The 25816-nt window shown below is 66.0% G+C and carries 34 protein-coding genes; 5 read left to right on the plus strand and 29 right to left on the minus strand.

The window, feature by feature from the left end:
- Nucleotides 1–204 precede the first annotated feature (204 nt).
- From ptsP to B3349_RS15015, 4 genes are all read right to left on the minus strand, one after another.
- Nucleotides 205–2013 carry a phosphoenolpyruvate--protein phosphotransferase gene (gene ptsP, locus B3349_RS15000; protein WP_291589917.1) on the minus strand — a complete coding sequence of 603 codons (1809 nt, stop codon included), beginning with the start codon at nt 2011–2013 and terminating at the stop codon, nt 205–207.
- 180 nt (nt 2014–2193) lie between these two features.
- Nucleotides 2194–2463 carry an HPr family phosphocarrier protein gene (locus B3349_RS15005; protein WP_066541878.1) on the minus strand — a complete coding sequence of 90 codons (270 nt, stop codon included), beginning with the start codon at nt 2461–2463 and terminating at the stop codon, nt 2194–2196.
- The gene (locus tag B3349_RS15010; RefSeq protein WP_218333396.1) at nt 2432–2890 is read right to left on the minus strand and encodes a PTS sugar transporter subunit IIA; all 459 of its coding nucleotides are present in this window, start codon (nt 2888–2890) and stop codon (nt 2432–2434) included. The genes B3349_RS15005 and B3349_RS15010 overlap by 32 nt, the downstream gene beginning before the upstream one ends.
- Before the next feature lie 244 nt (nt 2891–3134).
- Nucleotides 3135–3710, minus strand: coding sequence for a hypothetical protein (locus B3349_RS15015; protein WP_291589921.1), 576 nt, complete (start codon nt 3708–3710; stop codon nt 3135–3137).
- Between the two features lie 190 nt (nt 3711–3900).
- Here B3349_RS15015 and B3349_RS15020 point away from each other — a divergent pair, with 190 nt between their 5' ends.
- Nucleotides 3901–4404: a TlpA disulfide reductase family protein gene (locus tag B3349_RS15020; RefSeq protein ID WP_291589923.1), complete on the plus strand. Its 504-nt coding sequence runs from the start codon at nt 3901–3903 to the stop codon at nt 4402–4404.
- 137 nt (nt 4405–4541) lie between these two features.
- Here B3349_RS15020 and B3349_RS15025 read toward each other — a convergent pair whose 3' ends face one another.
- Nucleotides 4542–4991 carry a c-type cytochrome gene (locus tag B3349_RS15025; RefSeq protein ID WP_218333394.1) on the minus strand — a complete coding sequence of 150 codons (450 nt, stop codon included), beginning with the start codon at nt 4989–4991 and terminating at the stop codon, nt 4542–4544.
- Nucleotides 4992–5138: 147 nt separating this feature from the next.
- Here B3349_RS15025 and B3349_RS15030 point away from each other — a divergent pair, with 147 nt between their 5' ends.
- The 3 genes from B3349_RS15030 (at nt 5139) to B3349_RS15040 (ending at nt 7429) form a co-directional block, all read left to right on the plus strand.
- Nucleotides 5139–5813, plus strand: a complete 675-nt coding sequence (locus B3349_RS15030) for a cytochrome b/b6 domain-containing protein (RefSeq protein ID WP_291589926.1) — start codon at nt 5139–5141, stop codon at nt 5811–5813.
- A gap of 111 nt (nt 5814–5924) precedes the next feature.
- Nucleotides 5925–6416: a GNAT family N-acetyltransferase gene (locus tag B3349_RS15035; protein ID WP_066541887.1), complete on the plus strand. Its 492-nt coding sequence runs from the start codon at nt 5925–5927 to the stop codon at nt 6414–6416.
- 179 nt (nt 6417–6595) lie between these two features.
- Nucleotides 6596–7429, plus strand: a complete 834-nt coding sequence (locus tag B3349_RS15040) for a flagellin N-terminal helical domain-containing protein (protein WP_291589929.1) — start codon at nt 6596–6598, stop codon at nt 7427–7429.
- A 112-nt stretch (nt 7430–7541) separates the two neighbouring features.
- Here the strand turns inward: B3349_RS15040 and B3349_RS15045 are convergent, their stop codons facing one another.
- The 14 genes from B3349_RS15045 to B3349_RS15110 form a co-directional block, all read right to left on the minus strand.
- Nucleotides 7542–8285 carry a PilZ domain-containing protein gene (locus B3349_RS15045; protein WP_291589932.1) on the minus strand — a complete coding sequence of 248 codons (744 nt, stop codon included), beginning with the start codon at nt 8283–8285 and terminating at the stop codon, nt 7542–7544.
- 51 nt (nt 8286–8336) lie between these two features.
- Nucleotides 8337–9407 carry a hypothetical protein gene (locus B3349_RS15050; protein ID WP_291589934.1) on the minus strand — a complete coding sequence of 357 codons (1071 nt, stop codon included), beginning with the start codon at nt 9405–9407 and terminating at the stop codon, nt 8337–8339.
- A complete protein-coding gene (gene flgL / locus B3349_RS15055) occupies nt 9404–10318 on the minus strand; it encodes a flagellar hook-associated protein FlgL (RefSeq protein ID WP_291589936.1) in 915 nt (304 codons plus the stop codon). Before flgL ends, B3349_RS15050 begins: the two co-directional genes overlap by 4 nt.
- 36 nt (nt 10319–10354) lie before the next feature.
- Nucleotides 10355–11740 (minus strand): flagellar hook-associated protein FlgK, encoded by a 1386-nt coding sequence (gene flgK, locus B3349_RS15060; RefSeq protein ID WP_291589937.1) that lies wholly within the window; start codon nt 11738–11740, stop codon nt 10355–10357.
- Nucleotides 11737–12114: a flagellar biosynthesis protein FlgJ gene (locus tag B3349_RS15065; protein WP_291589939.1), complete on the minus strand. Its 378-nt coding sequence runs from the start codon at nt 12112–12114 to the stop codon at nt 11737–11739. The genes flgK and B3349_RS15065 overlap by 4 nt, the downstream gene beginning before the upstream one ends.
- 11 nt (nt 12115–12125) lie before the next feature.
- On the minus strand, nt 12126–13298 hold the full coding sequence (locus B3349_RS15070; RefSeq protein ID WP_414646913.1) for a flagellar basal body P-ring protein FlgI: 1173 nt from the start codon (nt 13296–13298) through the stop codon (nt 12126–12128).
- A gap of 8 nt (nt 13299–13306) precedes the next feature.
- Nucleotides 13307–13990: a flagellar basal body L-ring protein FlgH gene (flgH, locus tag B3349_RS15075; protein ID WP_291589944.1), complete on the minus strand. Its 684-nt coding sequence runs from the start codon at nt 13988–13990 to the stop codon at nt 13307–13309.
- A complete protein-coding gene (gene flgG, locus B3349_RS15080; protein ID WP_291589946.1) occupies nt 13987–14772 on the minus strand; it encodes a flagellar basal-body rod protein FlgG in 786 nt (261 codons plus the stop codon). The genes flgH and flgG overlap by 4 nt, the downstream gene beginning before the upstream one ends.
- A 54-nt stretch (nt 14773–14826) precedes the next feature.
- Nucleotides 14827–15549, minus strand: coding sequence for a flagellar basal-body rod protein FlgF (locus tag B3349_RS15085; RefSeq protein WP_291589948.1), 723 nt, complete (start codon nt 15547–15549; stop codon nt 14827–14829).
- 16 nt (nt 15550–15565) lie between these two features.
- Nucleotides 15566–16747: a flagellar hook protein FlgE gene (locus B3349_RS15090; protein ID WP_291589950.1), complete on the minus strand. Its 1182-nt coding sequence runs from the start codon at nt 16745–16747 to the stop codon at nt 15566–15568.
- A gap of 42 nt (nt 16748–16789) precedes the next feature.
- On the minus strand, nt 16790–17452 hold the full coding sequence (locus B3349_RS15095; protein WP_291589952.1) for a flagellar hook capping FlgD N-terminal domain-containing protein: 663 nt from the start codon (nt 17450–17452) through the stop codon (nt 16790–16792).
- Complete coding sequence (gene flgC, locus B3349_RS15100; protein WP_218333492.1) at nt 17449–17868, minus strand: flagellar basal body rod protein FlgC; 420 nt, start codon at nt 17866–17868, stop codon at nt 17449–17451. Before flgC ends, B3349_RS15095 begins: the two co-directional genes overlap by 4 nt.
- 2 nt (nt 17869–17870) lie before the next feature.
- On the minus strand, nt 17871–18236 hold the full coding sequence (gene flgB / locus B3349_RS15105; protein WP_066541916.1) for a flagellar basal body rod protein FlgB: 366 nt from the start codon (nt 18234–18236) through the stop codon (nt 17871–17873).
- Between the two features lie 178 nt (nt 18237–18414).
- Nucleotides 18415–18552 carry a hypothetical protein gene (locus B3349_RS15110; protein WP_291589956.1) on the minus strand — a complete coding sequence of 46 codons (138 nt, stop codon included), beginning with the start codon at nt 18550–18552 and terminating at the stop codon, nt 18415–18417.
- Nucleotides 18553–18603: 51 nt separating this feature from the next.
- On the opposite strand from B3349_RS15110, the gene flgA reads away from it, so the two are divergent.
- Nucleotides 18604–19374 carry a flagellar basal body P-ring formation chaperone FlgA gene (flgA, locus tag B3349_RS15115; protein WP_291589958.1) on the plus strand — a complete coding sequence of 257 codons (771 nt, stop codon included), beginning with the start codon at nt 18604–18606 and terminating at the stop codon, nt 19372–19374.
- Here the strand turns inward: flgA and B3349_RS15120 are convergent.
- Genes B3349_RS15120 through fliS form a run of 10 tightly spaced genes read right to left on the minus strand, consistent with a single transcriptional unit; the run spans nt 19349 to nt 25805 of the window.
- Nucleotides 19349–20158 carry a glucosaminidase domain-containing protein gene (locus B3349_RS15120; protein ID WP_291589960.1) on the minus strand — a complete coding sequence of 270 codons (810 nt, stop codon included), beginning with the start codon at nt 20156–20158 and terminating at the stop codon, nt 19349–19351. The genes flgA and B3349_RS15120 overlap by 26 nt on opposite strands.
- On the minus strand, nt 20145–20606 hold the full coding sequence (gene flgN, locus B3349_RS15125) for a flagellar export chaperone FlgN (RefSeq protein ID WP_291589961.1): 462 nt from the start codon (nt 20604–20606) through the stop codon (nt 20145–20147). Before flgN ends, B3349_RS15120 begins: the two co-directional genes overlap by 14 nt.
- Nucleotides 20606–20896 (minus strand): flagellar biosynthesis anti-sigma factor FlgM, encoded by a 291-nt coding sequence (gene flgM / locus B3349_RS15130; protein WP_291589963.1) that lies wholly within the window; start codon nt 20894–20896, stop codon nt 20606–20608. The genes flgN and flgM overlap by 1 nt, the downstream gene beginning before the upstream one ends.
- Nucleotides 20897–20937: 41 nt before the next feature.
- The gene (locus tag B3349_RS15135) at nt 20938–21900 is read right to left on the minus strand and encodes a flagellar motor protein MotB (protein WP_291589965.1); all 963 of its coding nucleotides are present in this window, start codon (nt 21898–21900) and stop codon (nt 20938–20940) included.
- Complete coding sequence (gene motA, locus B3349_RS15140) at nt 21893–22777, minus strand: flagellar motor stator protein MotA (RefSeq protein WP_066541924.1); 885 nt, start codon at nt 22775–22777, stop codon at nt 21893–21895. The genes B3349_RS15135 and motA overlap by 8 nt, the downstream gene beginning before the upstream one ends.
- A gap of 32 nt (nt 22778–22809) precedes the next feature.
- Nucleotides 22810–23574, minus strand: coding sequence for an RNA polymerase sigma factor FliA (fliA, locus tag B3349_RS15145; protein WP_291589968.1), 765 nt, complete (start codon nt 23572–23574; stop codon nt 22810–22812).
- 9 nt (nt 23575–23583) lie between these two features.
- Complete coding sequence (locus tag B3349_RS15150; RefSeq protein WP_291589969.1) at nt 23584–24024, minus strand: hypothetical protein; 441 nt, start codon at nt 24022–24024, stop codon at nt 23584–23586.
- A gap of 38 nt (nt 24025–24062) precedes the next feature.
- A complete protein-coding gene (locus B3349_RS15155) occupies nt 24063–25118 on the minus strand; it encodes a flagellar hook-length control protein FliK (protein WP_291589971.1) in 1056 nt (351 codons plus the stop codon).
- Nucleotides 25115–25420 (minus strand): flagellar protein FliT, encoded by a 306-nt coding sequence (gene fliT / locus B3349_RS15160; protein WP_291589972.1) that lies wholly within the window; start codon nt 25418–25420, stop codon nt 25115–25117. Before fliT ends, B3349_RS15155 begins: the two co-directional genes overlap by 4 nt.
- Entirely contained in the window at nt 25407–25805 is a 399-nt protein-coding gene (gene fliS / locus B3349_RS15165; protein ID WP_066541933.1) for a flagellar export chaperone FliS, read from the minus strand. Before fliS ends, fliT begins: the two co-directional genes overlap by 14 nt.
- Nucleotides 25806–25816 lie beyond the last annotated feature (11 nt).

The following is a 25816-nucleotide window of genomic DNA, read 5'->3' on the forward strand; positions in this document are numbered from 1 at the left end:
CCATGGGAAGCCGCCTCGACCTTCAAACTCCCACCAGGGCGGTGTCGGCTGCTTCCATGGGTTGAACTATAGCATTGAATGCGAATAAATCTCAATAACTTTTTATCCGCAGGGTGTTTCATTTCCACCACCCGTGCCACGCCCGGCCGGACGCCTGCCAAACAGTCCGCACAGCCCACCCTGCGCAGACACTGGAGACAGGCCTCAGCGCATCGCTGGCACCACCGCCGCCAGCGACGTCAGACTGTCTACGGTCTGCTGCAGCGCCGCCGTAGGATCGTCGGCATCCAGTACCGCCTGTGCCCAGTCATGCAGCTTGCGAGTATCGGTGCGCAGCACTTCCTGCTTGACCGCCAGCACCTGCGCCGGGTGCATGGAAAAGCTGCGCAGCCCCAGCCCCAGCAGCAGCTTGGTAAATGCCACATCCCCCGCCATCTCGCCACACACACAGACGCTTTTGCCAGCCGCATTGGCCTCGCGGATCACCTGGGCCACCAGCTGCAGCACAGCCGGGTGCAGCGGGTCGTACAGCTCGGCCACGGCCTCGTCGGCGCGGTCGATCGCCAGCGTGTACTGGATCAGGTCGTTGGTGCCGATGGACAGAAAGTCGAAGTACTGCAGGAAGGTGCGCACCATCAGCGCTGCCGCCGGGATTTCGATCATCGCGCCCAGTTCCACCTTGCCGTAGGCCATGCCGCGCGCATCCAGTTCGGACTGCGCCAGCCGCAGCTGCGCCAGGATCTGCGTGATCTCGCTGCGGTGCGCCACCATGGGGAACAGCATGTTCACCTTGCCATGGGCCGCCGCACGCAGGATGGCGCGCAGCTGGGTGCGGAACATCACCGGCTCGGCCAGACTCCAGCGGATGGCGCGCAGGCCCAGCGCCGGATTCAGCGAGGCGTTGATCTTGCCTTCCAGCGGCTTGTCCGCCCCCACATCGATGGTGCGGATGGTCAGTGGCATGCCTTCCAGCCCTTCCAGCGCGGCGCGGTAGGCCAGGTACTGCTCTTCTTCGCCGGGCAGCTTCCCGCCCCGGCCCATGAACAGGAATTCACTGCGGAACAGCCCCACACCCACGGCGCCCGCCTTGACCACGGCGGGACTGTCCTCGGGCTGTTCGATGTTCGCCAGCAGCTCGATCTTCTGGCCATCCAGCGTCTGCGCCGGGGTGTGGCGCAAGCGGGTCAGGCGCTCACGCTCCAGCAGCATCTGGCGGCGACGAAACTGGTATTCCTCCAGCACGATGGGCGACGGATCGACGATCAGGATACCGGCGTCACCGTCGATGATGACCCAGTCGTCCTGGCGCACCAGCTGGCTGGCGGCACGTGCGCCCACCACGGCCGGAATGTCCATGCTGCGCGCCACGATGGCCGTGTGGCTGGTCTTGCCGCCCACGGCGGTCACAAAGCCTTCGAACACACTGCGCTTGAACTGCAGCATGTCGGCCGGCGACAGATCCTGGGCCACCAGCACCAGCGGGGCATCGGTCATGTCGTCGGACAATGTCTGCTGCGCATCGGAGGCACGCCGGGGTTTGGCGGCGCAGGCCTCGGGCGAAACCGGGCTGGCCACGCCGCGCATGTGGCGCAGGATGCGCTCGACCACCTGCTCCATATCGGACTTGCGCTCGCGCAGGTAATCGTCCTCCATCTCGTCGAACTGGCGCGAGATCACCTCCAGCTGCGTGGTCAGCGCCCATTCGGCGTTGTACAGGCGCTCGGTGATCCACTGCTTGACGCCGTTGACCATCAGCTCGTCCTGCAGCAGCATCAGGTGCACTTCCAGCAGGGCCGCCACCTCGCCGGGGGCATCCACCGGCATGCTCTCCAGCAGGCGCGACAGCTCGGTCACCACCGCATTGCGCGCGGCACGGGTGCGGGCGATTTCGCTCTCCACCTGCTCGGGCTGGATGAAATAGTGCCGCACCTCCATGCGGCTGGAGGCCACCACGACGGCGCGTCCAATGGCAATTCCCCGGGAAACGGCCAGGCCATGGATAGCGAACGTCATGCGGTCAATCCTTCTTCTGGTGCGCCTTGCAAGGCGCGTTGCGCAGGCCGCTATTGTCAGCCCAGCGCCAGCGATTCCAGCCTACACCACAGACGCCGGGTCGGGCTCTCTTGATGCAAGGCAAGCTTAGGCCTGCGCTGCCTGATATTGCTGCATCGCAGCAATATCAAGAGCAGGCGCTCACTGACCTTCGCCAAACTTGTCGTTGATCAAGGCCAGCAAGGCATCCGAGGCCTGCTGCTCCTGCTCGCCATCGGTTTCCAGCACCACTTCGGCACCCAGGCCGGCGGCCAGCATCATCACGCCCATGATGCTTTTGGCGTTGACACGGCGCTCGCCGCGCGAGAGCCAGACTTCGCAGGGGAAACTGCCCGCCAGTTTGGTGAGCTTGGCGGACGCGCGGGCGTGCAGGCCCAACTTATTGCTGATGGTGACTGTGGTCTGAATCATGGTGCAAACGGGGACGCTGGTTTTGGGGCGCGCTGCCACCACCGGCCAGCATGATGCCTTGCGTGCCGCCGGCTTGCGCACGGGCGGCCAGGTTTTCCAAAGACTCCGCGCGGTAGCACCAGGCACGCAGCAGCATGGGCAGGTTCACCCCGGTCACCACGCGTGCATTGCGGCCTTCCACCAGACGCAGGGCGACGTTGCTGGGGGTGGCGCCAAAGACGTCGGTCAGCACCAGCAGGGGGCCCTCTTCGGACTGCGCCGGCAGCAGGGCCCGCGCTTTCTGGAGGGTGTCTTCGGGTTCGGCATGGGCCTGCACGTCCAGCGCCAGCACATCGCCACCGCAGTCATTGAAGACATGCAGTGCCGCTTCGCGCAAGGCGTGCGCCAGGGGCGCATGGGCGATGAGGAGAATGCGAACAGGTTTCATGGAGCGCGATTGTTCCGTCCATTATGGCCCGCCCGGTCACCCCGCCCGCGGGTGCTGGCATGCCCGCCAGGGCCGTGACAGGGACAGTCCGTGGTGCTTTGACAACAATGCGGGCTGCCGTGGCACTGCAAGGCCATGCCATGGCAGCGCCTGAACGCGCCACGCCTGCCACAGCGCCTGGGCGGGACGGCAGGCGGTGAGGTCCTCTCCGTGCACCGCCCCAGTCCACCAGCCCCTCATCCCGTCAGTTCTGCAGTTCCAGGGCCTGGAAGAACTGGGAGGCCACTTCGTGCTGGGGCTTGGGCGCGTAGATCACCGCGTGGTAGATCCGGGCCTTGTCGCCCTCCTGCTTGGCGAACCACACGCCATGCGTGGTGATGGTCCAGCCCGACGGCCCTTCCCCCTGCACCGTGGCGCGGATGGAGCGCGACAGGTTCATGGCCCCGACCGGCACAAAAGGTGCGCCGCTCTTGCCCTCCGTGCTGTCCACGGCCTTGAGCTTGGTCAGCACCGCGGCTTCCCAGTAGGCCAGGGCATCGTCGGCCTGCCGCACATCGTCCAGCAGCCAGTGCGAGACGGCGTAGGTCGCGTCCACCGCATCGCAGCCCATCATGGTCACATTCACCGCACCCTGCTCCATGCCGAAATCCACCTTCTGCTGGGCCACATCGGGCTCGCAGGGGAAACGGGCATGGAGTTCCGCATCGCGCAGCGTGACTTCGTGCCAGGTCAGCTCCGGCTTGTGGTCACAGGCCGAAAGCGTGGCGACAGCAGCGCACACCGCAAAAAGAGAAGCGCAACGGGCAGCGAATGTGGTCATGCCGCCATTATCGGCAGCCCCCGCATTTTCTGTACGCGCACTAACGCGCAAGAAAGCCGATGCTTGCCAGGTATTTCCACGTGCTGGGGGCACTGTGCCCTGCCCTTTCCCCGCACAGAACTTTTGTCCAGCATCAGGCTCCAATCCTGCACGCTGGCATCGGTTCCGGCGCTTGGTACACAATCACAACATGGCAATCAAACATTGGATGGCAGGCGTGGCGCTTGCCGCATTCGCAGGCCTGGGGGCCTATGTGTTCTGGGGCAGTCACAGCGCGGCTGCGCCGCAGTCGTCCTTTGTGCTGCTCGACGGCAGCACCCGCACCACCGAAGACCTCAAGGGCAAGGTGACGCTGGTGAACTTCTGGGCCACCAGCTGCACCACCTGCGTGGCGGAAATGCCCGAGATCATCAAGACCTACGACAAGTACAAGGACAAGGGCTACGACACCCTGGCCGTGGCCATGAGCTACGACCCCCCCAGCTATGTGGTGAACTTTGTCCAGTCGCGTCAGCTGCCCTTCAAGGTAGCGCTGGACAACACCGGTGCCGCTGCCAAGGCCTGGGGCGATATCCGCATCACGCCCACCACCTACATCGTCAACAAGCGCGGCGAGATCGTGAAGACCTATGTCGGCGCCCCCGACTTTGCCGAGCTGCACAAGCTGATCGAAAAACTGCTGGCCGAGGCCTGAAGGCCCGCCAGCTGCGGCGCGCGGCCCTGGCGCGCTCGGTTCTTTCCGCCATGCAAAAAGCCAGCACCCGTGCTGGCTTTTTTTGTGCCCGCAGGGCAGCGGTCTGGTGCCAGTCGCCTGGCACCAGCCGCGCCGCTTCAACGGTTGCGGAACGCGTCGTGGCAGGCCTTGCAGGACTGTGCGGCAGGGCCGAAGGCATTCTTCAGCTGCGCCAGATCCCCGGTCTTGGCCGCGGCCACCAGCTTGGCGCTTTCTGCCTGGAACTTGTCGGCATGTTCCGTGAACTTGGCCTTCTCCTTCCACACCTCGGGCTTGGCCTTGCCGCCTTCTGTGCCGTCGCCGAACGCCGCCCACGGCAGTTTGGCCATGGTTTCCAGCACAGCGGCGTTCTCTTGCGCCACTTTCGCATCAAAAGGCGCTTTGCCGTTCGCCATGGCGCCCAGGCGGCCGAAATGCTGGCTCATCACGAACAAAGCGCCCTGGCGGTATTTGATGGCGTCTTCGCTTTTGGCAAACTGGGCCGAGGCAGGCGCAGCCAACAGCGCCGCCGAGGCCGCCACCAGCAGCGCAGGCAGGATCTTCTTCATGGTTTTTTTCCTTGGGTTGTGGGGAAACGCAGTCGCGGCACCAGGTGCCTGCGGCCCAGTATGGCAGTGCCTCCGTTCAACGCAAAGCCGCACTTTTTTGCGCGGACTCCCTCCGGCCGCTGCCTGCATCCGCATACATTGAAGTCCATGAGCAATGCATCCACCCGCATCTGGGACCTTCCCACCCGCCTGTTCCACTGGCTGCTGGCGGCCTGCATGATCGCCCTGGTGGTGACCGCCAAAGTCGGCGGCAATGCCATGGAATGGCATCTGCGCCTGGGCCATGTGGTGCTGGCCCTGCTGGTGTTTCGCCTCCTCTGGGGCGTGCTGGGCGGCCACTGGTCACGCTTTGCCACCTTCATTCCCGGGCCCGCGCGCCTGCTGCGCTATTTGCGCCAGCCGGCGGCCGACACGGTCGGCCACAACCCGCTGGGGGCGCTGTCGGTACTGGCCCTGCTGCTGGTGCTGGGGCTGCAGGTGGGTACCGGCCTGCTCAGCGACGATGAAATTGCCTTTGCCGGGCCGCTGACGCGCTTTGTCAGCGGCGACACCGTCGCCTGGGCCAGCGGCTGGCACAAGAGCTGGGGCCAGTGGTGGCTGCTGGGCCTGCTGGCCCTGCACCTGTGCGCCATCGCTTTCTATGCCCTGGTGCGCCGCAAGCCCCTGGTGCAGGCCATGCTGCACGGCAACCAGCCGGCCCCCGCCGGTACCCCCGCCTCCCGCGACGGACTGTCCTCCCGGCTGCTGGCCCTGCTGCTGATTGCGGTCTGCGCCGCGGCCGCCTGGTGGGTCTACGGCCTGGGCAGCACACCCGGCTTCTGAGCACAGCAGGCCGTGGCCGCCGGCCTGGGTCCATCCCCGATAGGCGGTCTTTGCGCTGCCGTTTACACTGGCCCTCTGTCAACCCTGGCGCCTGCGCGCCACCTACCGCCTGTGGACAAGCCCACCGTGGCCCTGTTGCTGGCCGAATCCCCGCACGATCTGGAGGCTGTGCGCCTGTTGTTTGCGGAATATGCCGGCGGCCTGGGCATTGACCTGGAATTCCAGGATTTCGAGCGCGAACTCGCCACCCTGCCCGGCGACTACGCTGCGCCCCGCGGGGGCTTGCTGCTGGCCCATGTGGATGGCGCCCTGGCCGGTTGCTGCGCACTGCGCCCACTCGACACCAGCGACTACCCCAACGCCGCCGAGATGAAGCGCCTGTATGTGCGCAAGGCCTTCCGCGGTTTTGGCCTGGGCCGTGAGCTGGCCGAAGCCGCCCTCAATGCGGCGCGCCAGATGGGCTATGACCATGTGCTGCTGGACACGCTGGACGACATGGAATCCGCCCGTGCGCTCTACACCGAGCTGGGCTTTGAAAGCATTCCGCCCTACTACCACAACCCCATTGCCGGGGCCCACTATCTGAAGGCCAGCATCGCCTAGCCCGCGGCGGCAGATGCAGCCGCCCTCCGCATGCTCAGTGCTCAGTGCTCAGTGCTCAGTGCACGCAGTTTTTTGCGGATGCCATTTAAGTTCACGCACGGCGCCGTCGCTTAGTACATGCAAGAGCGCCATGGTGGTGCTCGCAACGTCGTACCGACATTGATTTACGGAGCCCCTCCATGCTGAGCCTGCACACCAACGCCGCTGCCCTGAGCACCCAAAATTCCCTGGGCAACACCAACAAGGCCCTGTCCACTTCCATGACCCGCCTGGGTACCGGCTACCGCGTCAACTCCGCCATGGACGACGCTGCCGGCCTGCAGATCGCAACCCGCCTGGAAGCCCAAACCCGCGGCATGTCCGTGGCCCAGAAGAACACCCAGAACGGCATCTCCCTGCTGCAAACCGGTGAAGGCGCCCTGGCCGAAGTCAACAACATGATCCTGCGCATGAAGGATCTGGCCACCGAGGCAGCCAACGCGACCTCCACCGATGCCGACAAGACCGCCATGCAGGCTGAATTCACGGCACTGTCCGCTGAAATCGACAACATCATGGCCAACACCAAGTTCGGTGGCCAGGCCCTGTTCGCTGCGGCGGGCACCTTCACGGCGGCTTCGACCTTCCAGATCGGCGCTTCCAACTCCGAAACCTATGCGTTCGACGCTTCGACCAGCCTGACGGCCCTGAACACCGCCATAACCAACCTGAAGGCTGGCGCCGTGAGCGGCACCACCGCCAACGCCGCCATCAACCTGGCTGACCTCGCTTCGGCTGCCGTGGGCACGCTGCGCTCCTCGTTCGGTGCCGCCGCCAACCGCCTGGAACATGTGTACAACAACCTGGGCAACATGATCCAGAACACCGAAGCCTCCAAGGGCCGCATCATGGACGTGGACTACGCCACCGAAACCTCGAACATGACCAGCAAGCAAATGCTGATGCAAGCTTCCACTGCCATGCTGAAGCAATCCTCCAGCATGAGCCAGATGGTGGCTTCGCTGCTGCAATAAGCTGCGCAGTTCGGGAAGAGCCTGGGCTCTTCCGCACCACGAAAAAAGCCAACCGCAAGGTTGGCTTTTTGCATGCGCATACAGCGCCACGGCATGCCGCTGCCTGGCAGCCCTAGACCCCGCGCTCCTGCATGATGCGCGCCAGCGCGGCCTGCACTTCGTCGGTCATGCCTTCCAGGCTGCAGCCCACCATGACCTGCTCGCCCAGCAGAAAGGATTTGTAGCTGCGCCGCGAGCGCACGGTCAGATCCACCTGCACCTGCACGCCGCTGCCCAGGTCCAGCACCACTTTGCTGATCTTGCGTCCCATGAACAGCATGGACGTTTCACTGCGCGTGCCACGCAAGGCCACCCCGCCCTGGCTGAGGTCGTCCATGTGCAGCACGCAATGGCGCTGCCCGAACATGAAGCTGGCTTCGTAACGCTGGCCCAGCGGCAGCTGCAGCCGCGGGTGGCGCCGGCGCTGGTGCTGCAGGACCTGGGTCGGCCAGGCCGCCTGCAGATGCCAGCGGCCATGCGGCAACTCTGCCCACTGCGCCTGCAGCTCCCACTGGGTGCGCACGCTGCCAGGCAAATGGGCCACCACCAGCACCGCTGCGGGCAGGGGCAGCAAGGCACCGGACACCTCCATGACCAGGCACTGCTGTTCTGCATCCACCTGGCTCAGCACGGCCATGCCGCAGGGCCTGCCTCCGGCATCGTGCACCGCATGGGCATCGGGCACATCGGCCAGCAAGGTCATCACCGCCTGCTGGCGTTGCAATGACTCCAGCACCTGCTGCACAGCAACCGGTGTGCCCAAACGGTAATACGACAGATCGACAGCGGCTGGAGCCGCAACTGATTCCAACTGCATGGAGGTTTCCGCCCTGCGCAGGGCCTGGTTCAAAAGCTCGGTGCGATACGGCTAGGCCAACGCACCCCGACTTTGCAACAGCCGCGCCACACGCCGGCGCGACACGGCCCGCACGGCAGGCACCACCGCCAAAATCCAATCATAGGCAGGCATCTGGCCGGCCTGCGCAAACGCCTGTGCAAATGCCTGCACCGCTGTGGTACGTGGGCCCACATCGTCCAGACTTTGTCCTGCGTCATGCTGAAACGCCCGCACTGCGGCTTGCGCCTGCAGCACCCGCTCCCGGGCTGCGGGCAGCTCGGCCGCCAGCGCCTGCACGGCCACTGCATCGGCAGCACTCCAGCTGTCCACACGCAGTGCCTGGGTGGATGACACCAAGCGCGGCGACACCCACTGCCCGGCAGGAAAGCGCTTGCCATTGCCCTTGACCATGAAGCGCTGTACCACCACCGGCCAGCAGCGCTCTTCGATCGACAGCAGCAGCGGCTGTTCCAGCCCGCTCAGCTGCATGCCCAGGGGTGCCAATGCATGGGCCAGCGCCTGCCGGCTGGCGCCTTGTGCCCGCTCCCAGCGGGCCTGCCAGGCCCCTTGCGCGCCGTCCTGCCCCAGCAGGCAAAAGCCCACCAGCTCGGTATCGCGCGCGTGCTCGGCCTGCAGACTGTCCCAGCTCCAGCCGGCCAGGGTGAACTGCTTGCGGGCGCGCTGCACCGGCGACCAGTGCAGCGATTCGTCCAGGCTTTCCAGCGTGCGCGGCAGGCGCTTGGCCCACCCGGCCTGCACCGCCTGCAACGCACTGCGCAGTCGAGCCGCACCGGCATCGGAAGGGAGCTTGCGCTGGTGGCGGCAGGCCTGTATCAATGCAGACAGCTGCTGCTCCAGCTGCTCCAAAAAATCCAGCGCCATCTGCGCCTTGCTGATCTGCACATGGAATTCACGCACCCGCTGCGGCACGGCCGCGGCCATCCATCCCCGGGGCCAGGTGCTGTGGTAGCGGATGGCCGGCAAGGGATGCGTGCCCACCGCGCTGGTGGGCATGGCCGGCGCCGCCGACCCGGGTTGCGCTGCACCGGCGGTGCCGATGCGCCCCGCCGAGGCGTTGCCACCAATGCGCGCGCTGCTCACAGCGCGTCAAACAGGCTGAGCTGGCTGACCTTGCCGTAGGCCGACTGCGTGGCCTTGATGGCCGACATCAGCGTATTGAGCTGCACGGCTGCGGTCGCGTAGTTCAGCTGGGAGTAGTCCAGCACCGCCGTCTGGTTGGCCGTGCTGAGGTTGCCCCAGTTGGTTTCCAGCGTGCTGACGATGTTCTGCGCCCCGCCCAGCTTGGAGATCTTGGTGGACACCTGGTCCATGCCCGTGTCCACGCCCGTCAGCGCCGCCTGCAGGCTGGCGCGGGTGGCAGGATTGTTGGCCGTGGTGCCACCACCCTGGATGGCTTCGATCGCCTGGTCCAGCGTGTTGAGCATGGCCGCCATTTCATCGCCCAGCGTCACGTTCGCAGGTTGGGTCAGGCCGTTGCCCACCACCACCTGCTGCTGTTCGCTGTTGCCGCCCACCGTGTAGCGGGCACCGGCGGCCGCCGCGGCGTTGAAACCCACGGTTGCGGTCTTGGACAGGGTGCCGGAGAACAGGTAGGAGCCCTCCTGGTCCTTGGTCAGCGTGCTGGCGTACAGGGCATCGCGCAAGGACTCCAGGTTGGTGGCCATGGCGCTCAGGTCCTCGCCGGTGTTGCCACCATCCAGGGCCCACACCAGCAGATCGCGCGTGCTCAGCAAATCGCGGTTGATGCTGCTGAGCACCGTCTCGCTTTGCGTCATGCGGTTGGAGAGCGCACCGATGTTGTCCTTGTACTGCGCGATGCTGGCCTCCTCGCGCTGCAGGCGCGAAATGCGCACATGGGCGATGGGGTCGTCGCTGGGCCGCGTCAGGCGATTGCCGCTGGACATCTGCCCCATCAGCTTCTCCAACTGGGTGTTGGAGTTCTGCAGCGAGGCGTTGACGGTGATGTGGTACTGGTTGCTGGATACGCGCATGGCCTGAAATCCTTGTCCGTGAATGGGCGGTGCGCCTCAGCGCATTTCCAGCAGGCTGTCGAACAGCTCGTTGGCCACGGTGATGACCTTCATATTGGCCTGGTACATCTGCTGGTACTGCATCAGGTTCACCGCCTCTTCGTCGGTGTTCACCGCGCTGGTGGAGCGCCAGTTCGATTCCGACTGGTCGCGCACCGTCTGCGCCGTTTCATAGGAAGCGTTGTTCTGCTGGCTGTACATGGCCAGCTTGCCCACCAGCTGGGTGTACACATCCCCCAGCAGCACGGAGCTGCCCACCATGCCGGTGCCTCCGGGACCATAGATGTTCACGGCCTTGCTCTGCAAGGCAATCAGCTCCTGCAGCTTGGTGCTGTCCCCGACCTTGGCGGGGTCGCCCGACAGGCCCAGCTGTTCCGGGGTAATGCCGGCGCTGACCGTCAGCATGGCCGAGGTGGACGTGGCATCGAACACGAACAGGTCGATCCCTGCCGCACCATTGGTGCCAAAGCCCGACTGCAGCACCGCATTGGTTTCGCTGGCAATCACCTGCGCCAGCCCGCGGATGGACGCATCCAGGGGCTGCAGCACATCGCTCTCCAGCGCTGCCAGGCCACCCAGCGTTCCGCCCCAGTTCTCAGCGCCCAGCTGGAACGTCTCGGTCCCGAAGCTCACGCTCAGGAACTGCGAGCCCGCATCCACGCTGACCGTCGAGGCCCGGTTGCCCACCACCAGGGGCTGGCCACCGCGCAGCGACAGGTTGATGGAGCCGTCCGGCTGTGTGGTCGTCTGCAGGCCCACCAGCTTGGACAGCTCGTCGACCTTGGCATCGCGCTGGTCCTGCAGCGAGGAGGTGTTCAGCCCGGCACCGGCGCTCTGCGTGATCTTGTCGTTCAGCGCGGCAATTTCGTGGATATAGGAATTGACCTGGTCCACCGCCACGGCACGCTGCTGGCGCACGGCCAGTGCCTGGTTGGACACGATCTGACCGATGTTGTTGATGGTCTGGCCCAGCGCCTTGGCGGCTTCGATGATCTGCTGGCGCAGCGGTGTGGACGTGGGCTCCACGCTGGTGGCGCTCAGGGCACTGAAGAATTTGTCCAGCGCGGCGTTGATGCCGCCATCGGCGTCGCCCATCACCTGTTCCAGCTGCAGCAGGTAGGTCTGCGCCGCCTCGTATTCCCCCTTGGTGCTGGCAGCGCGCCACATCTGCTGGGTCTTGTAGCTGTCGGCATAGCGGATCAGCGACGTGACGGCCACCCCGTCACCGGCGGACAGCGCAGTGTTGGCCGAGGCCTTGGCCGTCAGCACCACGCCCTGGCGGGTGTAGTTGGGCGTCAGGGCATTCGCCAGGTTGTGGCTGACGGTATTGAGGGCGACCTGCGAGGCCACCACTCCGGTCAGTCCATTGAAAAGCATGCTCATGAAAGTTTCCTTGTTCCCGCCGCGTTCACTGCCGCGCTTGGCTGGGGCAGCATCTGCCGCACCAGCACATCGGCGATCCCAAATGCGCGCTGACCTGCCAGCCCGTCGGCCACGGTCTGCTCGGCCAATGCCAGCGTGCTGTCATTGACCCGGTCATTGATGGCACTGCCGGAATCGGCCATCGCTGCCGTGGCCTGTCGCATCTGCTTCAACATCTGGGCGACAAAAAAGCCTTCGAACTTCACTGCGGCGGCCGTCAGGCGCTGCACGGTCGCATCGTCGGCAGGCTGGGCCGCGGCCACGGGGGGGTTGCCGGCCTCCCCGGCGGAGACCGTGGGGCGTTCTGCGGCAAGGTAGGTACGGGAGGTTTCCATGGCGTGTCCCTTTAGATCACCACCAGCTCGCCATGCAGGGCACCGGCCTGGTCCAGAGCCTGCAGGATGGACATGATGTCGTCCGGCGAGGCTCCGGTGCGGTTGATGGTGTCGATGATGGTCTGCAGCTTGGCACCGGCAGGCCACTCGAACATGTGCCCGTTGCCCTCCTGCACCTGCACGCTCGACTCCGGCGTCACCACGGTGTTGCCCTGGCTGAACGGTGCCGGCTGGCTCACATTGGACTGCTCGCGGATCACCACGCGCAGCGCACCGTGCGAGACGGCGGCCGCCTTGACCGTGACGCCCTCGGCAATCACCACCGTGCCGGTGCGCGAATTGAAGACCACGCGCGGCAGCTCCTGCCCCATGGCCACCTGCAGATCCTGCAGGTCGGCGACAAAGCCGACCCGCTGCGTCGGCACCAGCGGTGCGCGCACCTCGATGCTGGTGCCATCGCGCGTGCTGGCGATATCGCCGTAGCGCGTGTTGATGGCCTGGACGATGTTGCGGGCCGTGCGAAAGCTCGGCTGGCGCAGCGACAGCAGCACGGTCTCGCCGCTCTCGAAATCGGAAGGGATCTCGCGCTCCACCGTGGCGCCGTTGGGGATGCGGCCGGACGTGGGCGTGTTGACCGTGACGCTGGAGCCGCTGTTGCCAGTGGCGTTCAAGCCCCCCACCACCAGCTGTCCCTGGGCGATGGCATAGATTTCGTTGTCCACCCCGCGCAGCGGCGCCATCAGCAGCATGCCGCCGCGCAGGCTTTTCGCATCGCCCAGCGAGGACACGGTCACGTCGATGCTCTGGCCCTTGCGGTAGCCCGGCGGGAACACCCCGCTGACCATCACCGTGGCCACGTTCTTCAGCTTGGTACTGGTCTTCTCGGGCAGCTTGATGCCGAACTGGGTCAGCATATTGGCCACGGACTGGCCCGCAAACTTGACCTGCGTGCTGTCGCCCGTGCCGTTCAGCCCCACCACCAGACCGTAACCGATCAGCTGGTTCTCGCGCACGCCTTCGACATGCACCAGATGGCGCAGAGGCCGCACACTGGTCTTGGCGGCTGCCTCGGCACCGCGCCCCGTTTTGCCCGCGGGCTGCGCCCCGGACGGCAGGGCCAGGCCTGCCAGCACCAGGGCCATGGCACTGCGACAGAGGCTACGAGACAGCAGGCGTGCAAACATCATCACGGTCAGAAGGGGAAAAGCGGGCTTTGGAAGAAACGCGTCAGCCAGCCAGCCTCGCTGGCATCGGACAGCGCACCGTGGCCCGAATAGCTGATGCGCGCATTGGCGACGCGCAGCGAGGACACGCGGTTGTTCAGGTCCACATCGGTGGCGCGCACATAGCCGCTCAGGCGCAGCACCTCGTCACCCTGGTTGAGCGACAGCGCACGGTCGCCCTTGATGTAGAGCAGGCCATTGGGCAGCACCTGCTGGACGATGACCGTCATCGCACCGGACAGCGCATTCTGTTGCGTGCTGCTGCCGCCGCCGCTGAACTTGCTGCTGCCTTCCAGCTCGATGTCGGCCTTGATGCTCTTGCCAGCCAGAATGGGCGGCGAAATGCCGACGCTGCTGCCCTTGCTGGTCTGGGTATTGGCTTTCTTGCTGGCCTGGGTCACCTCTTCCAGCAACACCGTCAGGATGTCGCCGGCGCGGTGCGCACGCTGGTCGGCCACCAGGCCTGTGGATGCATGGGGCACGAACAGCCCGCCGCCCTGGGCCCTGGCCTGGGGCGTCATCAGAAACTCCGGCACCGATTCGGCCGGCTGCATCACCTCGGGCGGGCGCGCCGCGCAGCCTGCCAGCGCCAGCAAGGCCAGCGCAGCGCCCGCCGCGCGCCAGCGCAGCACCCATGCAGCGCGGCAGGTCATGCAGCTTGCGCCAGGTTGCGCATCATGTCGTCCGCAGCGGACAGCACCTTGGTGTTCATCTCGTAGCTGCGCTGGGCCGAGATCATGTCCACCATTTCTTCCACCGCCTGCACGTTGGAGCTTTCCAGCGCGAACTGGCGCAGCGTGCCGAAGCCAGCTTCACCGGGCTCGCCCAGCACCGCATCGCCACTGGCCTGCGACACCAGGTACAGGTTGTCACCCTGGGCCTGCAAGCCGGCCGGGTTCACGAACGTGGCCAGTTGCAGCGTGCCCAGCTCCTGCGCGGTGGCATCCGTGCCCACCATGGCGCTGACCAGGCCGGTTTCGCTGATGGTCACCGACTTGGCGCCTTCGGGGATGGTGATTTCCGGCTGCAGCGGCAAGCCGTTGGCATTGACCAGGCGGCCTTCGCTGTCCACCTGCAGCTGACCGGCGCGGGTATAGGCCGTCTCGCCATTCGCCTGCAGCACCTGCAGAAAGCCATTACCCACAATGGCCACATCCAGCTGCTGGCTGGTGTTCTGCATGCTGCCTTCGGTGAACTGCTTGTGCGTGGACACCAGCCGCACGCCGGTGCCCAGCTGCACGCCGGCGGGCACGCGGTTGTCGCCCTGGCTGTTGCTGCCCGGCATGCGGGTGATTTCATAGAACTGGTCTTCAAACGCCGCACTGTTGCGCTTGAAGCCCACGGTGTTCACGTTGGCCAGGTTGTGTGCAATCACCTGCAACTTCGCGTCCTGGGCCTGCAGGCCGGTCTTGCTCACGAGCAAAGCGGGATTCATGGTGGTGTTCCTTTTTCGTGTTCCAAGTCACCCTGCCGGGCGACGCACTGCAACTCAATCACGCAGCAGCCGGTTGCCGGCTTCGGCCATGCCGTCGGCGGCCTGATACAACTTCATCTGGATTTCAAACTGGCGGCTGATGTCCATCACAGCCACCATCTCCTCCACGGCCTGCACGTTGGACGATTCCAGCGCGCCACTGCGCACGCGCACGGTCTCGCTGGCTGGCAGGGCATCGCCGCTGCGCGACACCAGCAGGCCTGCGGTGGTCTTGGTCATGGGCTGGCTGCCGTCCACCAGCTTCAGCCGATCGACTTCCTGCATCTCGGTCCCGTCGTCCGGCAGGATGGACACGGTGCCATCCTCGGCCACCGACAGGGCGCGAAACGGCGGCAGCACAATCGGTCCGCCATCCCCCAGCACCGCACGGCCGTTGATGGAGAGATTGCCTTCGCTGTCCACCAGCATGGCGCCGGCACGGGTGTAGGCCTCACCGCCGGCGTCCGCCACCGTGAGCAGGCCCTGGCCCAGCACAGCCACATCCAGATCGCGCCCGGTTTCGCGCACCGCCCCCAGGCGCTGCGACACCACATCCGTGGCCCCGGTGCTCTGGTGGCGGCTGTCGTAGCCATACCCGCCCACGGCCTGCGAGCCGGCCACTTCGTAGTCGGCACGGAAGCCCGTGGTGTCGGCATTGGCCAGGTTGTTGGCGTGCACCTGCTGGGCATGGAAGGCACGCTCCGCGCCCGTCATGACGGTATAGATCAGCTTGTCCATGAGCGCCGCTCCCGCCTTACATCACCTGCATCAGCGACTGCATGATTTCGTTCTGCGTGCTGATCACCTTGGTGTTGGCCTGGTAGTTGCGCTGCGCACCCATCAGGTCCACCAGCTCGGACGCCACTTCCACATTGGACTGCTCCAGCTGCTGGCTTTCCAGCTCGCCCAGCTGGCCCGTTCCGGGCGTGCCGATCAGTGCGGCGCCGGACTTGGCCGAAGCCTGCCAGCTGGTGCCGTCCACGGCCGTCAGTCCGCTGTCGCTGGGGAAGGTGGCCAGCGCGATCACGCCCACGCTCTGCACCATGCCGTTGCTGTACTGCGCATTCACCGAGCCATCGGCGCCGACCAGCACATTCACCATCGTGCCCGAGGCATAGCCGTCCGAGGCATTGGTGGTGGTCGAGGTGTCGCCGGCAAACTGGGTGGTGCCGGCATAGTCGAACGTCACCGACAGCGCATTCGCGCCGGCCGGTGTCAGGTTCACGGCAGCCACAGTGGAGGCTGCGGCATCCAGCTGGCCGGCGCTGGTGAACTTCAGCGTGCTGGTGCCCACGGCCGCGTTTGCGTTCTGGTAGTGCACTTCCACCGTGTTGTTCGCCGTCTTGACGAAGTACTGGGTGACGGTGTGCTGGCGGCCCAGCGAGTCATACACCACGGACACGGTCGAGCTGTTGTAGCTGCTGGAATCCGTGGGGTTGAACGCATTGGCCGGCACGCTCCAGTCCGCCGACAGATTGGCCACGAAGTCCACCGAGGTGCTGGCCTGCGCCGGGATCTGGCCGGTGGGTACCGTCAGGTTGCCCAGATTGCCCAGGGCCGCATTGCCGGCGGTCACGCCGTACCCCTGCACCTGGCGACCCATGTGATCCACCAGCACGCCCTGCTTGTCCACATCGAACACGCCGACACGGGTGTAGTTCATCACGCCGGTGCTGTCCTTCACCATGAAATAGCCATTGCCCGCAATGGCCACATCCAGGTTGCGGCCGGTGCTCAGCAGACCGCCCGCCACATCCAGGGTCTGGGTGGTGGAGGCGGCGCGCACGCCGTTGGGCGACGAGCTGGCATACATGGCCGCGAAGTTGGTGCGGCTGGACTTGTAGCCCGTGGTGCCGGTGTTGGCGATGTTCTGCGAGATGTTGTCGAGCTGGTTGTTGATCGCTTGGAGCGCCGACAGCGCAATCTGGAAGCTCATGATTTCAGGCCTGGTGAAGAGAGGGAGAAAACGTCAGGGCGCTCAGGCCTTCTGACCCACGAAACGCGTCACGCTGGAAGGCAGCACATCGCCCAGGCCCTGCACCTGCAGGGCCACGCTGCCGCTCGACGTCAGGCGCACGGCCTGCAGCGTGCCCGCCACCTCCACGGGGTAGCTGGTGCCGCTGGCATCCTTGACCACGATGCCGTACTTGCCCGCAGGCAGGCCCAGCGCGGCGGGGTCGATGGTGAAGTTGGCATCGCCCACCGCGTTGGAGCCCAGGCTGACCGTGGTCACCTTGCCGTCGGGGGCCGTCAGCTGCAGCGTCAGATCGGCCGTGGCCGGCAGATTGACCACGGCATTCACGGTGCTGTCGTCCAGCTGCACGCTGTTGGTGGAGACCATGACCGTCGAGCCCACCTGGCTGCCCAGCTGCATGGTCTGCAGGCTGTCCAGAATGGAGGACTGGGTCTTCAGCTGCGACGTCAGCGACTGCAGCGATTCCGTCTGGCTCAGCTGTGTGAGCTGGGTGACGAAAGTACTGGAATCCGTGGGCTCCAGCGGGTCCTGGTACTGCACCTGGGCCACCAGCAGCTTGGTGAACATCTGGCCCAGCTCGGTGCCGCCCAGGGCCTGCGAGATGGCGTCGCTGCTGCTGGAGCCGGCGTTGGTGCCCGTGCCGGAGGCGCTGTTGATCAAGCTCATGATTGCTCTCCAAGGCGCAGCAGCGATTGCTGCATGGAGCGCACGCGCCCCAGCACCTCGACATTGGTTTCAAAGGCACGCGATGCGGACATCATGTCGGTCATCTCGGCCACGGAATTGACGTTGGAGTAGTAGACAAAGCCCGCCTCATCGGCCACGGGATTGCCCGGCTCGTGCACCTTGCGCACCGGCTCGGTCGTCTCCAGCACATCCAGCACCTGGACGCGGGCGGCATAGCTGTCCAGCGTGCTTTCACCCATCACGGCGGCAAACACCGGCTTGCGTGCCTTGTAGGCCTCGGATTCGGAAGAGGCGGCTGCACCGGCATTGGCCAGGTTGCTGGCCACGGTGTTCAGGCGCGTGCTCTGGGCCGTCATGGCGGAGCCGGCAATCTGCGCGATTTCACGAAAACCCATGCTCATTCACCCTTGATGGCGGACTGCAGGCCGCGCAGCTTCATGTTCAGAAAGGTCAGGCTGGTCTGGAAGTCCGAGGCGTTCTGCGAAAACAGCGCCTGCTCCACGCCCACTTCCACGGTGTTGCCGTCCTGCGAGGGATGGTTGGGCACGCGGAACAGCGCATCCGCACTGCCGCCCCAATCCAGCGACGGCAGGCCCGCCTCCTGGCCCGTACGCGCCATCGCCTCCGCGAAGTCGATGTCCCGCGACTGGTAACCCGGCGTGCTGGCATTGGCCAGGTTGGAAGCCAGCAATTGCGTGCGGTCAGAGCGCACGCGCAGCGCTTGCGCATGCACGGACAACGCCGAGTCGAAATTCAGTGCCATATCGCCCCCGTTGCGCCGCTGCAGGTGTGCGCAACCCTGTGTTGATCATTTGCGCATGAGATATTTCTTGCGCGCCATCAAATCATACTATGCGGATTGTTTCACGTTGCTACTTTTCACACAAAGCGCTACCAAGTGCGCTTACAAATCCAATTCGCGAGCAAGCAGCAAAAAACAATCAAACAGCAATTTCGGTAATGCGCAAAAAAATACAGACAATGGCATTCAAAATCGTCCAATCATCATCAATCAACACCACCACCTCCCTCTCGCTCAGGATGCCCTCGAAGAGGTCAAGCGTGGTGATTTTTGCCACTTGCGCTGATTCGACAATTTTTATTACTGCACAAAAGATATTTAATTTGCTATGAATTTATTCCTGACCAGCTGGATGTCCATCCTGCTGTCCACCCTGGGGCTGACAGCACAGGCCGCGGCACAGCAGGCACCCGCGCCACCACCGGTGTTGCCAGCCGACCTGCAGGCCGCCGCCCAGGCCCAATTGCAAGCCGCGTGGGCCCAGTTGCTTCCCACTGCACAGCGCGCACAGGCCCGGCTGCGGGTGCAATTCACAGCCCCCCGTGGGGCCGCCCACGCCCCCTGCACCGAAGGCTGGACCGTCCCTGCCATTGAACTGCACAGCCTGACCCGTGCTTCCATCCCGGTGCGCTGCGGCAGCCAGCGCGGCAGCGTGGTGGCGCAGTTGCAGGCCAGTGCCCCGGTCTGGACATTGCGCAGCGACGTGCCGGCCGGCCAGGCCTTGCAGGCCGAGGATCTGGAGCTGCGCCCGCAGACGCTTTCCCACCGCAACGAGCTGCTGGACACGCCCGCCCCCGTGGGCCAACAGCTCAAGACCGCCGGGCGGGCCGGTCAGGCCTTGCAGGCGCGCCAGCTCCTCAGCCCGGTGGCCATGCGCAAGGGAGACAAGATCGAGATCCGCGCCCAGGGCGACGGCGTACAGGTCAGCGTGATGGGGCTGGCCACCGGCTCCGGCAAGCTGGGGGACACGGTGACCGTGCGCAATGCCCGCACCGGCCGGCCGGTGAAAGGGCGGTTGATTGCCCCCGGCGTGCTGCTGGCCGCCCCGCAGGCACCGGGCGGCGGCGTGCAGGTCAAGGCGATGGAATCTGGCGGCTGATGCGCACCAGCTTTTGCGCGTAGTCCGGATCGGTGGCGTAGCCGCCCGCCGCCAGGCCGCTGGCAAAGGCCTGCACATCGTCACCGGTACGCAAGGCCGCCTGGTAGCGCGGGCTGTGCGCCAGCAGGCGCACATAGTCCCCGAAGGTGGCATTCAGGTCGGCGTACTGGCGGAACGACTGGGTCTGCCGCACCGCCTGCCCCGCCTCGTATTCGGTGGTCAGCGCCGGGGTGCTGGCGCCTGTCCAGCCGCCTTGCGCCTTGATGCCGAACAGGTTCAGACTGTCCTGGCCCAGCGCATCCCGCACGGGGCGCTGCCCCCAACCGCTTTCCAGCGCGGCATGCGCCATGATCGCCCGCGGCGACACCCCCAACCGCTGCGCGGCCTGCTGCGCCCAGGGGGCAATGCGGTCCAGAAAAGCCTGTTGCGATGGCTGCAGCGAGGCTGCCGCACCCACAGCCGCGGCCGCGCTGCGCACGCCGCCCGTGGCAGACAGTCCCTCCTTGCCCCGCTCGCTGCGTGCCGCCTGGCGTGCAGCCTGCAGCGCCAGCCAGCGCGCCTGGGGCGACGCCAGGGCGGCACTGCCACTGCCCTGGCTGATGAACTGCTGCACCTCCCGCGCCACATCCTGCCCCAAAGGGGTGTACACGGCCGTCTCTCCGGCCACCGTGGTGGTGGCCGGCAGCTGGGGCAGCCGTGCGGCCGACGCCACCGCAGCAGCAGCCGGTCCAGCACCACCGGCACCGGGCCAGTCCGGCAAAGGCAGAAAATCAGAGCGGAGCATAGATCTCCGGCTGGGCATTGCCCACAATCACGGCGCGCATCACTTCGGCCTGCTCCATGATGAGCTGGCAATTGCGCTGATTCATGGCCTTGCAGACCTGCACCTGGGCTTCCAGCTGCCCCCACAGACCCAGCAGCTGCTGCTGCAGCGGCGCCTGCAGCAAGGAAAATGCCGCCTCCATCGACAACGGTGCGCCCGCGGGCAGCAGCGCCCGCACATGCTGACCACGCTCCTTGCGGGTACCTTCCAGCCATTGCACCTGGGCCGTGATCTGTACTGCAGCCTCCTGCATGGCTTCGGCATCGTGGCGCAAGGCGGCATGGAACTGCGTGTGCAGCAGCTCGCACAGATGACCGTACGCCGTCATGTCCTGCTGCATGCCCTGGGCAATGGCGGCCCAGCGCTGGCGGGTCGACAGCGACGGTGCGGTGCCGGTGGCGTCGGCCATCACGCCCCACCTCCATGGTGGCGCAGGATGAGCTGTGCCAGCTTCTGGGGATTGAAGCTGATGTCGCCACGCGCCAGCGCTTCCTTGATTTCCTCCACGCGCGCCGCATCCACATCCGGCATCTGCGCCGCCTGCACCTGGGCGCGCTGCACGCTGGCAGCCTGCACACCCACCTGCACGTCCGGGGCCACCACCGCCGCCGCAGCCGGCAGGGATGCGGCCAGGTCCTGCACACGGTCGCCCTGTGCAGCCACGCTGCCCGCAGCGGGCGCAATGGGAGAGAGTTTCATCCGGGAGCCTCTGAGTTTGCTGCTTTGCATGATGACAGTTTTTAGGGCTTGGCCTGCGCTTCGCCCTGCAAAGGCTGCAGCAATACCTTGCGCAGCAGCTCCAGCATGGGCGTGTCCGCGGGCGAGCTTTGCAGCCCGGGCGTCAAGGGCTCGCTCACCGGCAGTCGGCCAAACGTCTGGTGCACATTCTGGGCATGGGCCTTGGTGGTGACCAGCAGCTCGACACGCCGGTTGATGGCCGCCTGGGGTTGCTCGGGATCGGCCGGGGCCACGTCGGCCATGCCGATCACCTGCAGCACGCTGCGTTCCGGCATGCCGCCCAGCATCATGTGGCCGCGCGCCGCCAGCGCCCGCTGCATGGACAGCGACCAGTTGGAGGCGGCAAACGCACTGTGGCTGCTATAGGGCAAGGCATCCGTGTGCCCGGCAATCACCAGCTGGTTGTCGATCTCACGGAACATCGGGCCGATGCGGCGCAGCAGCCGCACGAACTCGGCGGTGGGTTCGGCACTGCCCAGCTTGAACATGCCGCTTTGCTCGGTGTCGTGCACGGTGATGCGCAGGCCTTCGGCCGTCACGGCGGTCACGATGTGGTCGCCCAGACCGACCTGCTCCCCCACCTCCCGCACCCGGCGCGACAGCTGCGCCAGCTCTTCCGGGCTGTCCAGCAGCTTCTGCACCCGGGGCTGGCCGCCCGTCTCTTCCTGGGCCTGCGGTCTGACGGGATTCTTGGGGATCAGCGAACCCGGCTGGTATTCGCCGATCATGCGCACGCCCTGGCCCTGGTAGGTCATGTTGGGTGCCGCGCCGGCGGCCATGGCCATCTCGACCTCTTCCTTGTCGCGCGCGGCCAGCACCCAGAGCACCAGGAAAAGACACATCAGTGCCAGACAGAAGTCGGCAAACGCCACCTTCCAGGCGCTGTTGTGCTCTTCATGCTGGTGCTTGCCGCCGCTTTTCTTGACGACAACCTCACCGTGCTCCTGGCCGGCACGCTTAAGCACGGGCCCCTCCGGTCTCGCGGGCCGTCATGTCGGTGATCCAGGTCTCCAGCGCGGCAAAGCTGGGCTTGATGTTCAGTGGCACCAGGCGGCGCCCCGCATCGATGGACAGCAGCGGCGGCTTGCCCGCCACATGGGCCACCAGCACCACTTTCACGCATTCCATGGCGGCAATGTGTTCCATCACACGCTGCTTCATGAAGTTGCACAGCGGGTCCAGAACGCCGTAGCACAGGAAAATGCCGATGAAGGTGCCCACCATGGCAGCCCCCACCTTGACCGCGATCTCGCCGGCTGTGGCGCCATCGGCCACATAGCTCATGGCCATCACAATGCCCAGCACCGCCGCCAGGATGCCGAAGCCCGGCATGGCCTCCGCGATCTTGCCCAGCGATTTGGCCGGTTGCAGCAGCTCTTCCTGGATGGTTTCCAGCTCCTGGTCCAGTACGCCTTCCAGCTCGTGGCTGCTGATCTTGCCCATAGCCATCAGGCGGAAGTTGTCCACGATGAAATGCAGCAGCTTGGCGTCCGCCAGCACCAGCGGATAGCGCTGGAACAGCGGGCTGTCCTTGGGCTTTTCCACATGCGCATCCAGGGCCTTCAGCCCCCCGGACGCGGTCAGCAGCAGCTCGTACATCAGCAGCAGCAGCTGGCGCTGGAACTCCACCGTCTGCTTGGTCTGCGACATCACGTTGCGCAGCTGCAGCCACAGCTCCGACAGGATGTGCTTGGGGTTGCCCAGCACCAGCGCCCCCAGGCCTGCACCGGCAATGATGAAGACCTCCATCGGCTGCCAGATCACCCCCAGTTGACCGCCGCTGAGCACAAACCCTCCGAAGACGGTGCCCAGCACAATGAAGATGCCCAGAAGTTGCAACATGCTTTGTGTTTCCCGAAATGACGGAGGGGGGCTTACGCCCCCTCCAGCGCTGCACGCATCTTGCGCAGCGCTTCCTTGTTGATCTGACAGACCCGCGCCTCGGACAACTCCAGCACCGCTGCAATTTCCTTGAGGTTGAGGTCGAATTCGTAATAGAGCTGGATGACGCGCTGTTCCCGCTCGTTCAGCTGCGCCAGCATCTGCTCCAGCAGATGGCGCTGCAGCACGGCGTGCTGCGGATCTGCCGCCGAGCTGGGCAGGTCCATGCCCTGGCCGACCATTTCATCCAGACTGGCCATGGCCTCCGCAGACTCCGCCTGCTCGTATGCCAGGTAGGCCTCGTCGTCCATACCCAGGGCCTGCTGAATCTGTGCCGGCGTGGGCTCGGCACCCAGTTGGCGGCGCAGGGCGCGCACCGCATCCCGCGCCTTGTGGGCACTCTGGCGCACCGTGCGCGGACGCCAGTCCTGGCGCCGCAGTTCATCCAGGATGGCCCCGCGCACCCGCTGGCGGGCATAGCCGGCAAAGGCCTCATCCACCGCACCGTAGCGGCGCAAGGCCTCCAGCAGGCCCATCAGACCCACCTGGGTCATATCGTTCTGGTCCATGACCTCACCCGCCTGCGAGGCCAGCTGGCGCACGACCCGCTTGACCATGGGCAGGTAGGCGGTCAGCACCGCCTGTTCCTGCTGCGGCGACACGGCTGCCGTGCTGTAGAGCCCGTCGGCCGGTGCCCAGCCTCCGGCCACCAGCGCAGCGGCGTCGCCATACGGAGCGGAGGTGTCTTGCTGCAGCATGGGCGGGATTTACTCGATGATCAGCCGCGACACCATGACCTTGTCGAACGGCCGCAGATCGGGGTGGCTGGCATAGGCCGCCACCAGATCCGCCGTCAGCAGGTCGGTCCATTCGTCGATGCTCATGGCCTTGGCCTGCTCCATCGCCACCTGGGACAGCGTGCGCACGGCCACCCCTTTGAGCATGGGCAGCTCGGCCTTTGCAGCCTTCTCGTGCAGCTTGTCCGTGCGCAGCACCAGATCCAGCGACATATAGGTGTTGCCCGTGCGCAGGCTCTGGTCGGTCTTGAGCATGACCACGATCTTGTCCAGCGTCACATAGCTGGCCTGGCGCACATCCAGGTGCGGCGAGGTCTGCGCGGCCACCGCCACCGGCGCACGCTGCTGCCCCCACCACCATCCCCCGGCAGCGACACCCACTCCCAGGATCACCACCAACGCCAACAACATTCCGATTTTTTTCGCCATCATCCCTCCCGCTCTGTGCTTCAGCCCGCCGCCTGCGCCGCGGACTGCCAAGCCTGCAGGGCCTGACCGATTACTTCTTCCTCAGCCTGCGCCCAGGGCGCCGGGTTGTCGCGCGGCTGTCCGCCTTGTCCCGCCGTCTGGCCGGACGCGCGTCCCTGCGCCACCACCACCGAGGCTTCGCCGTTCGTGCGCGCCTGCAGTTCCTGGCGCAAACCTTCTGCCAGGCCGGCCAGTTGGCGCCCCACTTCCGCATGCGAGGCCTGGAGCGTCACCTGCACCCCGGACGGGTCATGCTGGATGCGGACTTCCAGGGTGCCCATCTGGGGCGGGTCCAGGCGCACCGTCGCTACCTCCACCCCCTGCGACTGCTGCAGCTGAATGCGCTGCGCCAGTGCCTGCAGCACCGGTTGCTCCGCACGCACCGCCGTGGCCGTGGCGGGCGCTGCCGCCTTGCCGGGCAGCTCGAGCGACAGTCCGCCCGAGCCCTGTGCCAGCGGCAGCGCCGCCGGCAGCACCGCCGAGGCTTCGGGCGACACCGGGGCACTGCGTGCGCCGGCATCCACTGTGGCATGCACGGCGGCGGGCGTGGCCGCCACCGTTTCCGCCCTGGCTTGCACGCGCTGCAGCAAAGCGGTCTCTGCCGGCACGGCCGGCGTCTGCACCGCCATCGCCGCCGTGGCCAGGGCGGCATCCACCTCTGCGGGGTCCGCCACCGGTGCCCCCTGTGCATTCCGTGGCTTCAGCATCTCCGGCTGCCAGGCCGGGGCCAGGCTCGGCAGCAGCGGCAGGGCGTTGGCATCCAGCGCGCTGTCGGTTTCATCGGCCCAGGCCTGCTCGGTCTTGGCCAGCAAGGCCTGCACGGTGGAGGCCTTGGCATGCCCACCCGGTTCCGTCCACAGGCCCTGTGGCAGCGCCGTCTGTTCCAGCACGCGCGCGTAGTCGGCCGCGCCAGAGATGAACGCCTGGGGTGCGGCAGCGCCCGCTGCCGCAGGCTCGATGGCCTGGGCCACGGCAGGCCCCTGTTTGTCTCCGGCAGGCGCCGAGGCCAGCGCGGTGCTGACCGGCATTGAATTCATGAAAGCTGCTCCTGCCATGCGTAGGCCTTGTGCGCCTCGTTGTGGTTGTGCAGGTCGCGCAAGCGCGCCCCTGCTTCTTGCAATGCCTGCTGGCACGCGCTGCGCGCCTGCCCATGGGCGGACGCCACCCGGTGCCATGCCGCCTGCTGGGCAGGATCGGCCGACGGCATGGCCTGCTCCTCGGCCAGCCATTGGCTCAGCAACTGGTCCAGTTGCCCCAGGCGCACCCAATCCTGCGCGGCCGCCGCTGCCTGCAGCTGCTGGGCCAGCGCTTCCAGGCGCTTGGCATCAAAGGCGGGCATCCGCCATCCCCTGCCATCCGGCACGCAGCGTCTGGACGATGTCCTGCACTTCGCCCACCTTGTCGGCATCCATGTCAAAGCCCGCCTGGTTCAGGCGCTGGGCACAGAAGTCATAGAGGCGGGACAGGTTTTCCACCACCTCGTTGCCCGCCTCGACCTCCAGTGCGCTGCCCAGCCCGGTCAGGATGTCGGCGCATTTGGCGATGGAATGGGCTTTCTCCTCGAACCGGCCGTGCGCGATGTGCATGCGCAGGCGCGCCATCTCTTCCAGCAGGCCGTCCACCAGCATCAGCACCAGCTCCACAGGCGAAGCCTGCGCGGTCTGGGCCACCATGTTGGCGGAGCGGTAGCCCCCGTATCCATCATTCCAAAGGTTGTCGTTCATAGCTCAGGATG

The organism is Comamonas sp. UBA7528 (genome assembly GCF_002479375.1).
In the GTDB taxonomy this organism is placed as follows: domain Bacteria; phylum Pseudomonadota; class Gammaproteobacteria; order Burkholderiales; family Burkholderiaceae_C; genus Comamonas.

Bases quoted from the DNA above. Each gene is read 5' to 3' on its own strand.
- fliT (WP_291589972.1), bottom strand. From the start codon at position 25,420: ATGCCCGCCTTTGATGCCAAGCGCCTGGAAGCGCTGGCCCAGCAGCTG.
- flgA (WP_291589958.1), top strand. From the start codon at position 18,604: ATGAATTTATTCCTGACCAGCTGGATGTCCATCCTGCTGTCCACCCTG.
- B3349_RS15155 (WP_291589971.1), bottom strand. From the start codon at position 25,118: ATGAATTCAATGCCGGTCAGCACCGCGCTGGCCTCGGCGCCTGCCGGA.
- B3349_RS15120 (WP_291589960.1), bottom strand. From the start codon at position 20,158: ATGCTCCGCTCTGATTTTCTGCCTTTGCCGGACTGGCCCGGTGCCGGT.
- flgH (WP_291589944.1), bottom strand. From the start codon at position 13,990: ATGACCTGCCGCGCTGCATGGGTGCTGCGCTGGCGCGCGGCGGGCGCT.
- fliS (WP_066541933.1), bottom strand. From the start codon at position 25,805: ATGAACGACAACCTTTGGAATGATGGATACGGGGGCTACCGCTCCGCC.
- fliA (WP_291589968.1), bottom strand. From the start codon at position 23,574: ATGCTGCAGCAAGACACCTCCGCTCCGTATGGCGACGCCGCTGCGCTG.
- B3349_RS15085 (WP_291589948.1), bottom strand. From the start codon at position 15,549: ATGGACAAGCTGATCTATACCGTCATGACGGGCGCGGAGCGTGCCTTC.
- B3349_RS15070 (WP_414646913.1), bottom strand. From the start codon at position 13,298: ATGTTTGCACGCCTGCTGTCTCGTAGCCTCTGTCGCAGTGCCATGGCC.
- B3349_RS15015 (WP_291589921.1), bottom strand. From the start codon at position 3,710: ATGACCACATTCGCTGCCCGTTGCGCTTCTCTTTTTGCGGTGTGCGCT.
- B3349_RS15005 (WP_066541878.1), bottom strand. From the start codon at position 2,463: ATGATTCAGACCACAGTCACCATCAGCAATAAGTTGGGCCTGCACGCC.
- B3349_RS15010 (WP_218333396.1), bottom strand. From the start codon at position 2,890: ATGAAACCTGTTCGCATTCTCCTCATCGCCCATGCGCCCCTGGCGCAC.
- B3349_RS15065 (WP_291589939.1), bottom strand. From the start codon at position 12,114: ATGGAAACCTCCCGTACCTACCTTGCCGCAGAACGCCCCACGGTCTCC.
- flgM (WP_291589963.1), bottom strand. From the start codon at position 20,896: ATGAAACTCTCTCCCATTGCGCCCGCTGCGGGCAGCGTGGCTGCACAG.
- flgC (WP_218333492.1), bottom strand. From the start codon at position 17,868: ATGGGTTTTCGTGAAATCGCGCAGATTGCCGGCTCCGCCATGACGGCC.
- B3349_RS15040 (WP_291589929.1), top strand. From the start codon at position 6,596: ATGCTGAGCCTGCACACCAACGCCGCTGCCCTGAGCACCCAAAATTCC.
- flgL (WP_291589936.1), bottom strand. From the start codon at position 10,318: ATGCGCGTATCCAGCAACCAGTACCACATCACCGTCAACGCCTCGCTG.
- B3349_RS15020 (WP_291589923.1), top strand. From the start codon at position 3,901: ATGGCAATCAAACATTGGATGGCAGGCGTGGCGCTTGCCGCATTCGCA.
- B3349_RS15095 (WP_291589952.1), bottom strand. From the start codon at position 17,452: ATGAGCTTGATCAACAGCGCCTCCGGCACGGGCACCAACGCCGGCTCC.
- flgG (WP_291589946.1), bottom strand. From the start codon at position 14,772: ATGAATCCCGCTTTGCTCGTGAGCAAGACCGGCCTGCAGGCCCAGGAC.
- flgK (WP_291589937.1), bottom strand. From the start codon at position 11,740: ATGAGCATGCTTTTCAATGGACTGACCGGAGTGGTGGCCTCGCAGGTC.
- B3349_RS15090 (WP_291589950.1), bottom strand. From the start codon at position 16,747: ATGAGCTTCCAGATTGCGCTGTCGGCGCTCCAAGCGATCAACAACCAG.
- flgN (WP_291589961.1), bottom strand. From the start codon at position 20,606: ATGGCCGACGCCACCGGCACCGCACCGTCGCTGTCGACCCGCCAGCGC.
- B3349_RS15150 (WP_291589969.1), bottom strand. From the start codon at position 24,024: ATGTTGTTGGCGTTGGTGGTGATCCTGGGAGTGGGTGTCGCTGCCGGG.
- flgB (WP_066541916.1), bottom strand. From the start codon at position 18,236: ATGGCACTGAATTTCGACTCGGCGTTGTCCGTGCATGCGCAAGCGCTG.
- motA (WP_066541924.1), bottom strand. From the start codon at position 22,777: ATGTTGCAACTTCTGGGCATCTTCATTGTGCTGGGCACCGTCTTCGGA.
- B3349_RS15045 (WP_291589932.1), bottom strand. From the start codon at position 8,285: ATGCAGTTGGAATCAGTTGCGGCTCCAGCCGCTGTCGATCTGTCGTAT.
- ptsP (WP_291589917.1), bottom strand. From the start codon at position 2,013: ATGACGTTCGCTATCCATGGCCTGGCCGTTTCCCGGGGAATTGCCATT.
- B3349_RS15030 (WP_291589926.1), top strand. From the start codon at position 5,139: ATGAGCAATGCATCCACCCGCATCTGGGACCTTCCCACCCGCCTGTTC.
- B3349_RS15025 (WP_218333394.1), bottom strand. From the start codon at position 4,991: ATGAAGAAGATCCTGCCTGCGCTGCTGGTGGCGGCCTCGGCGGCGCTG.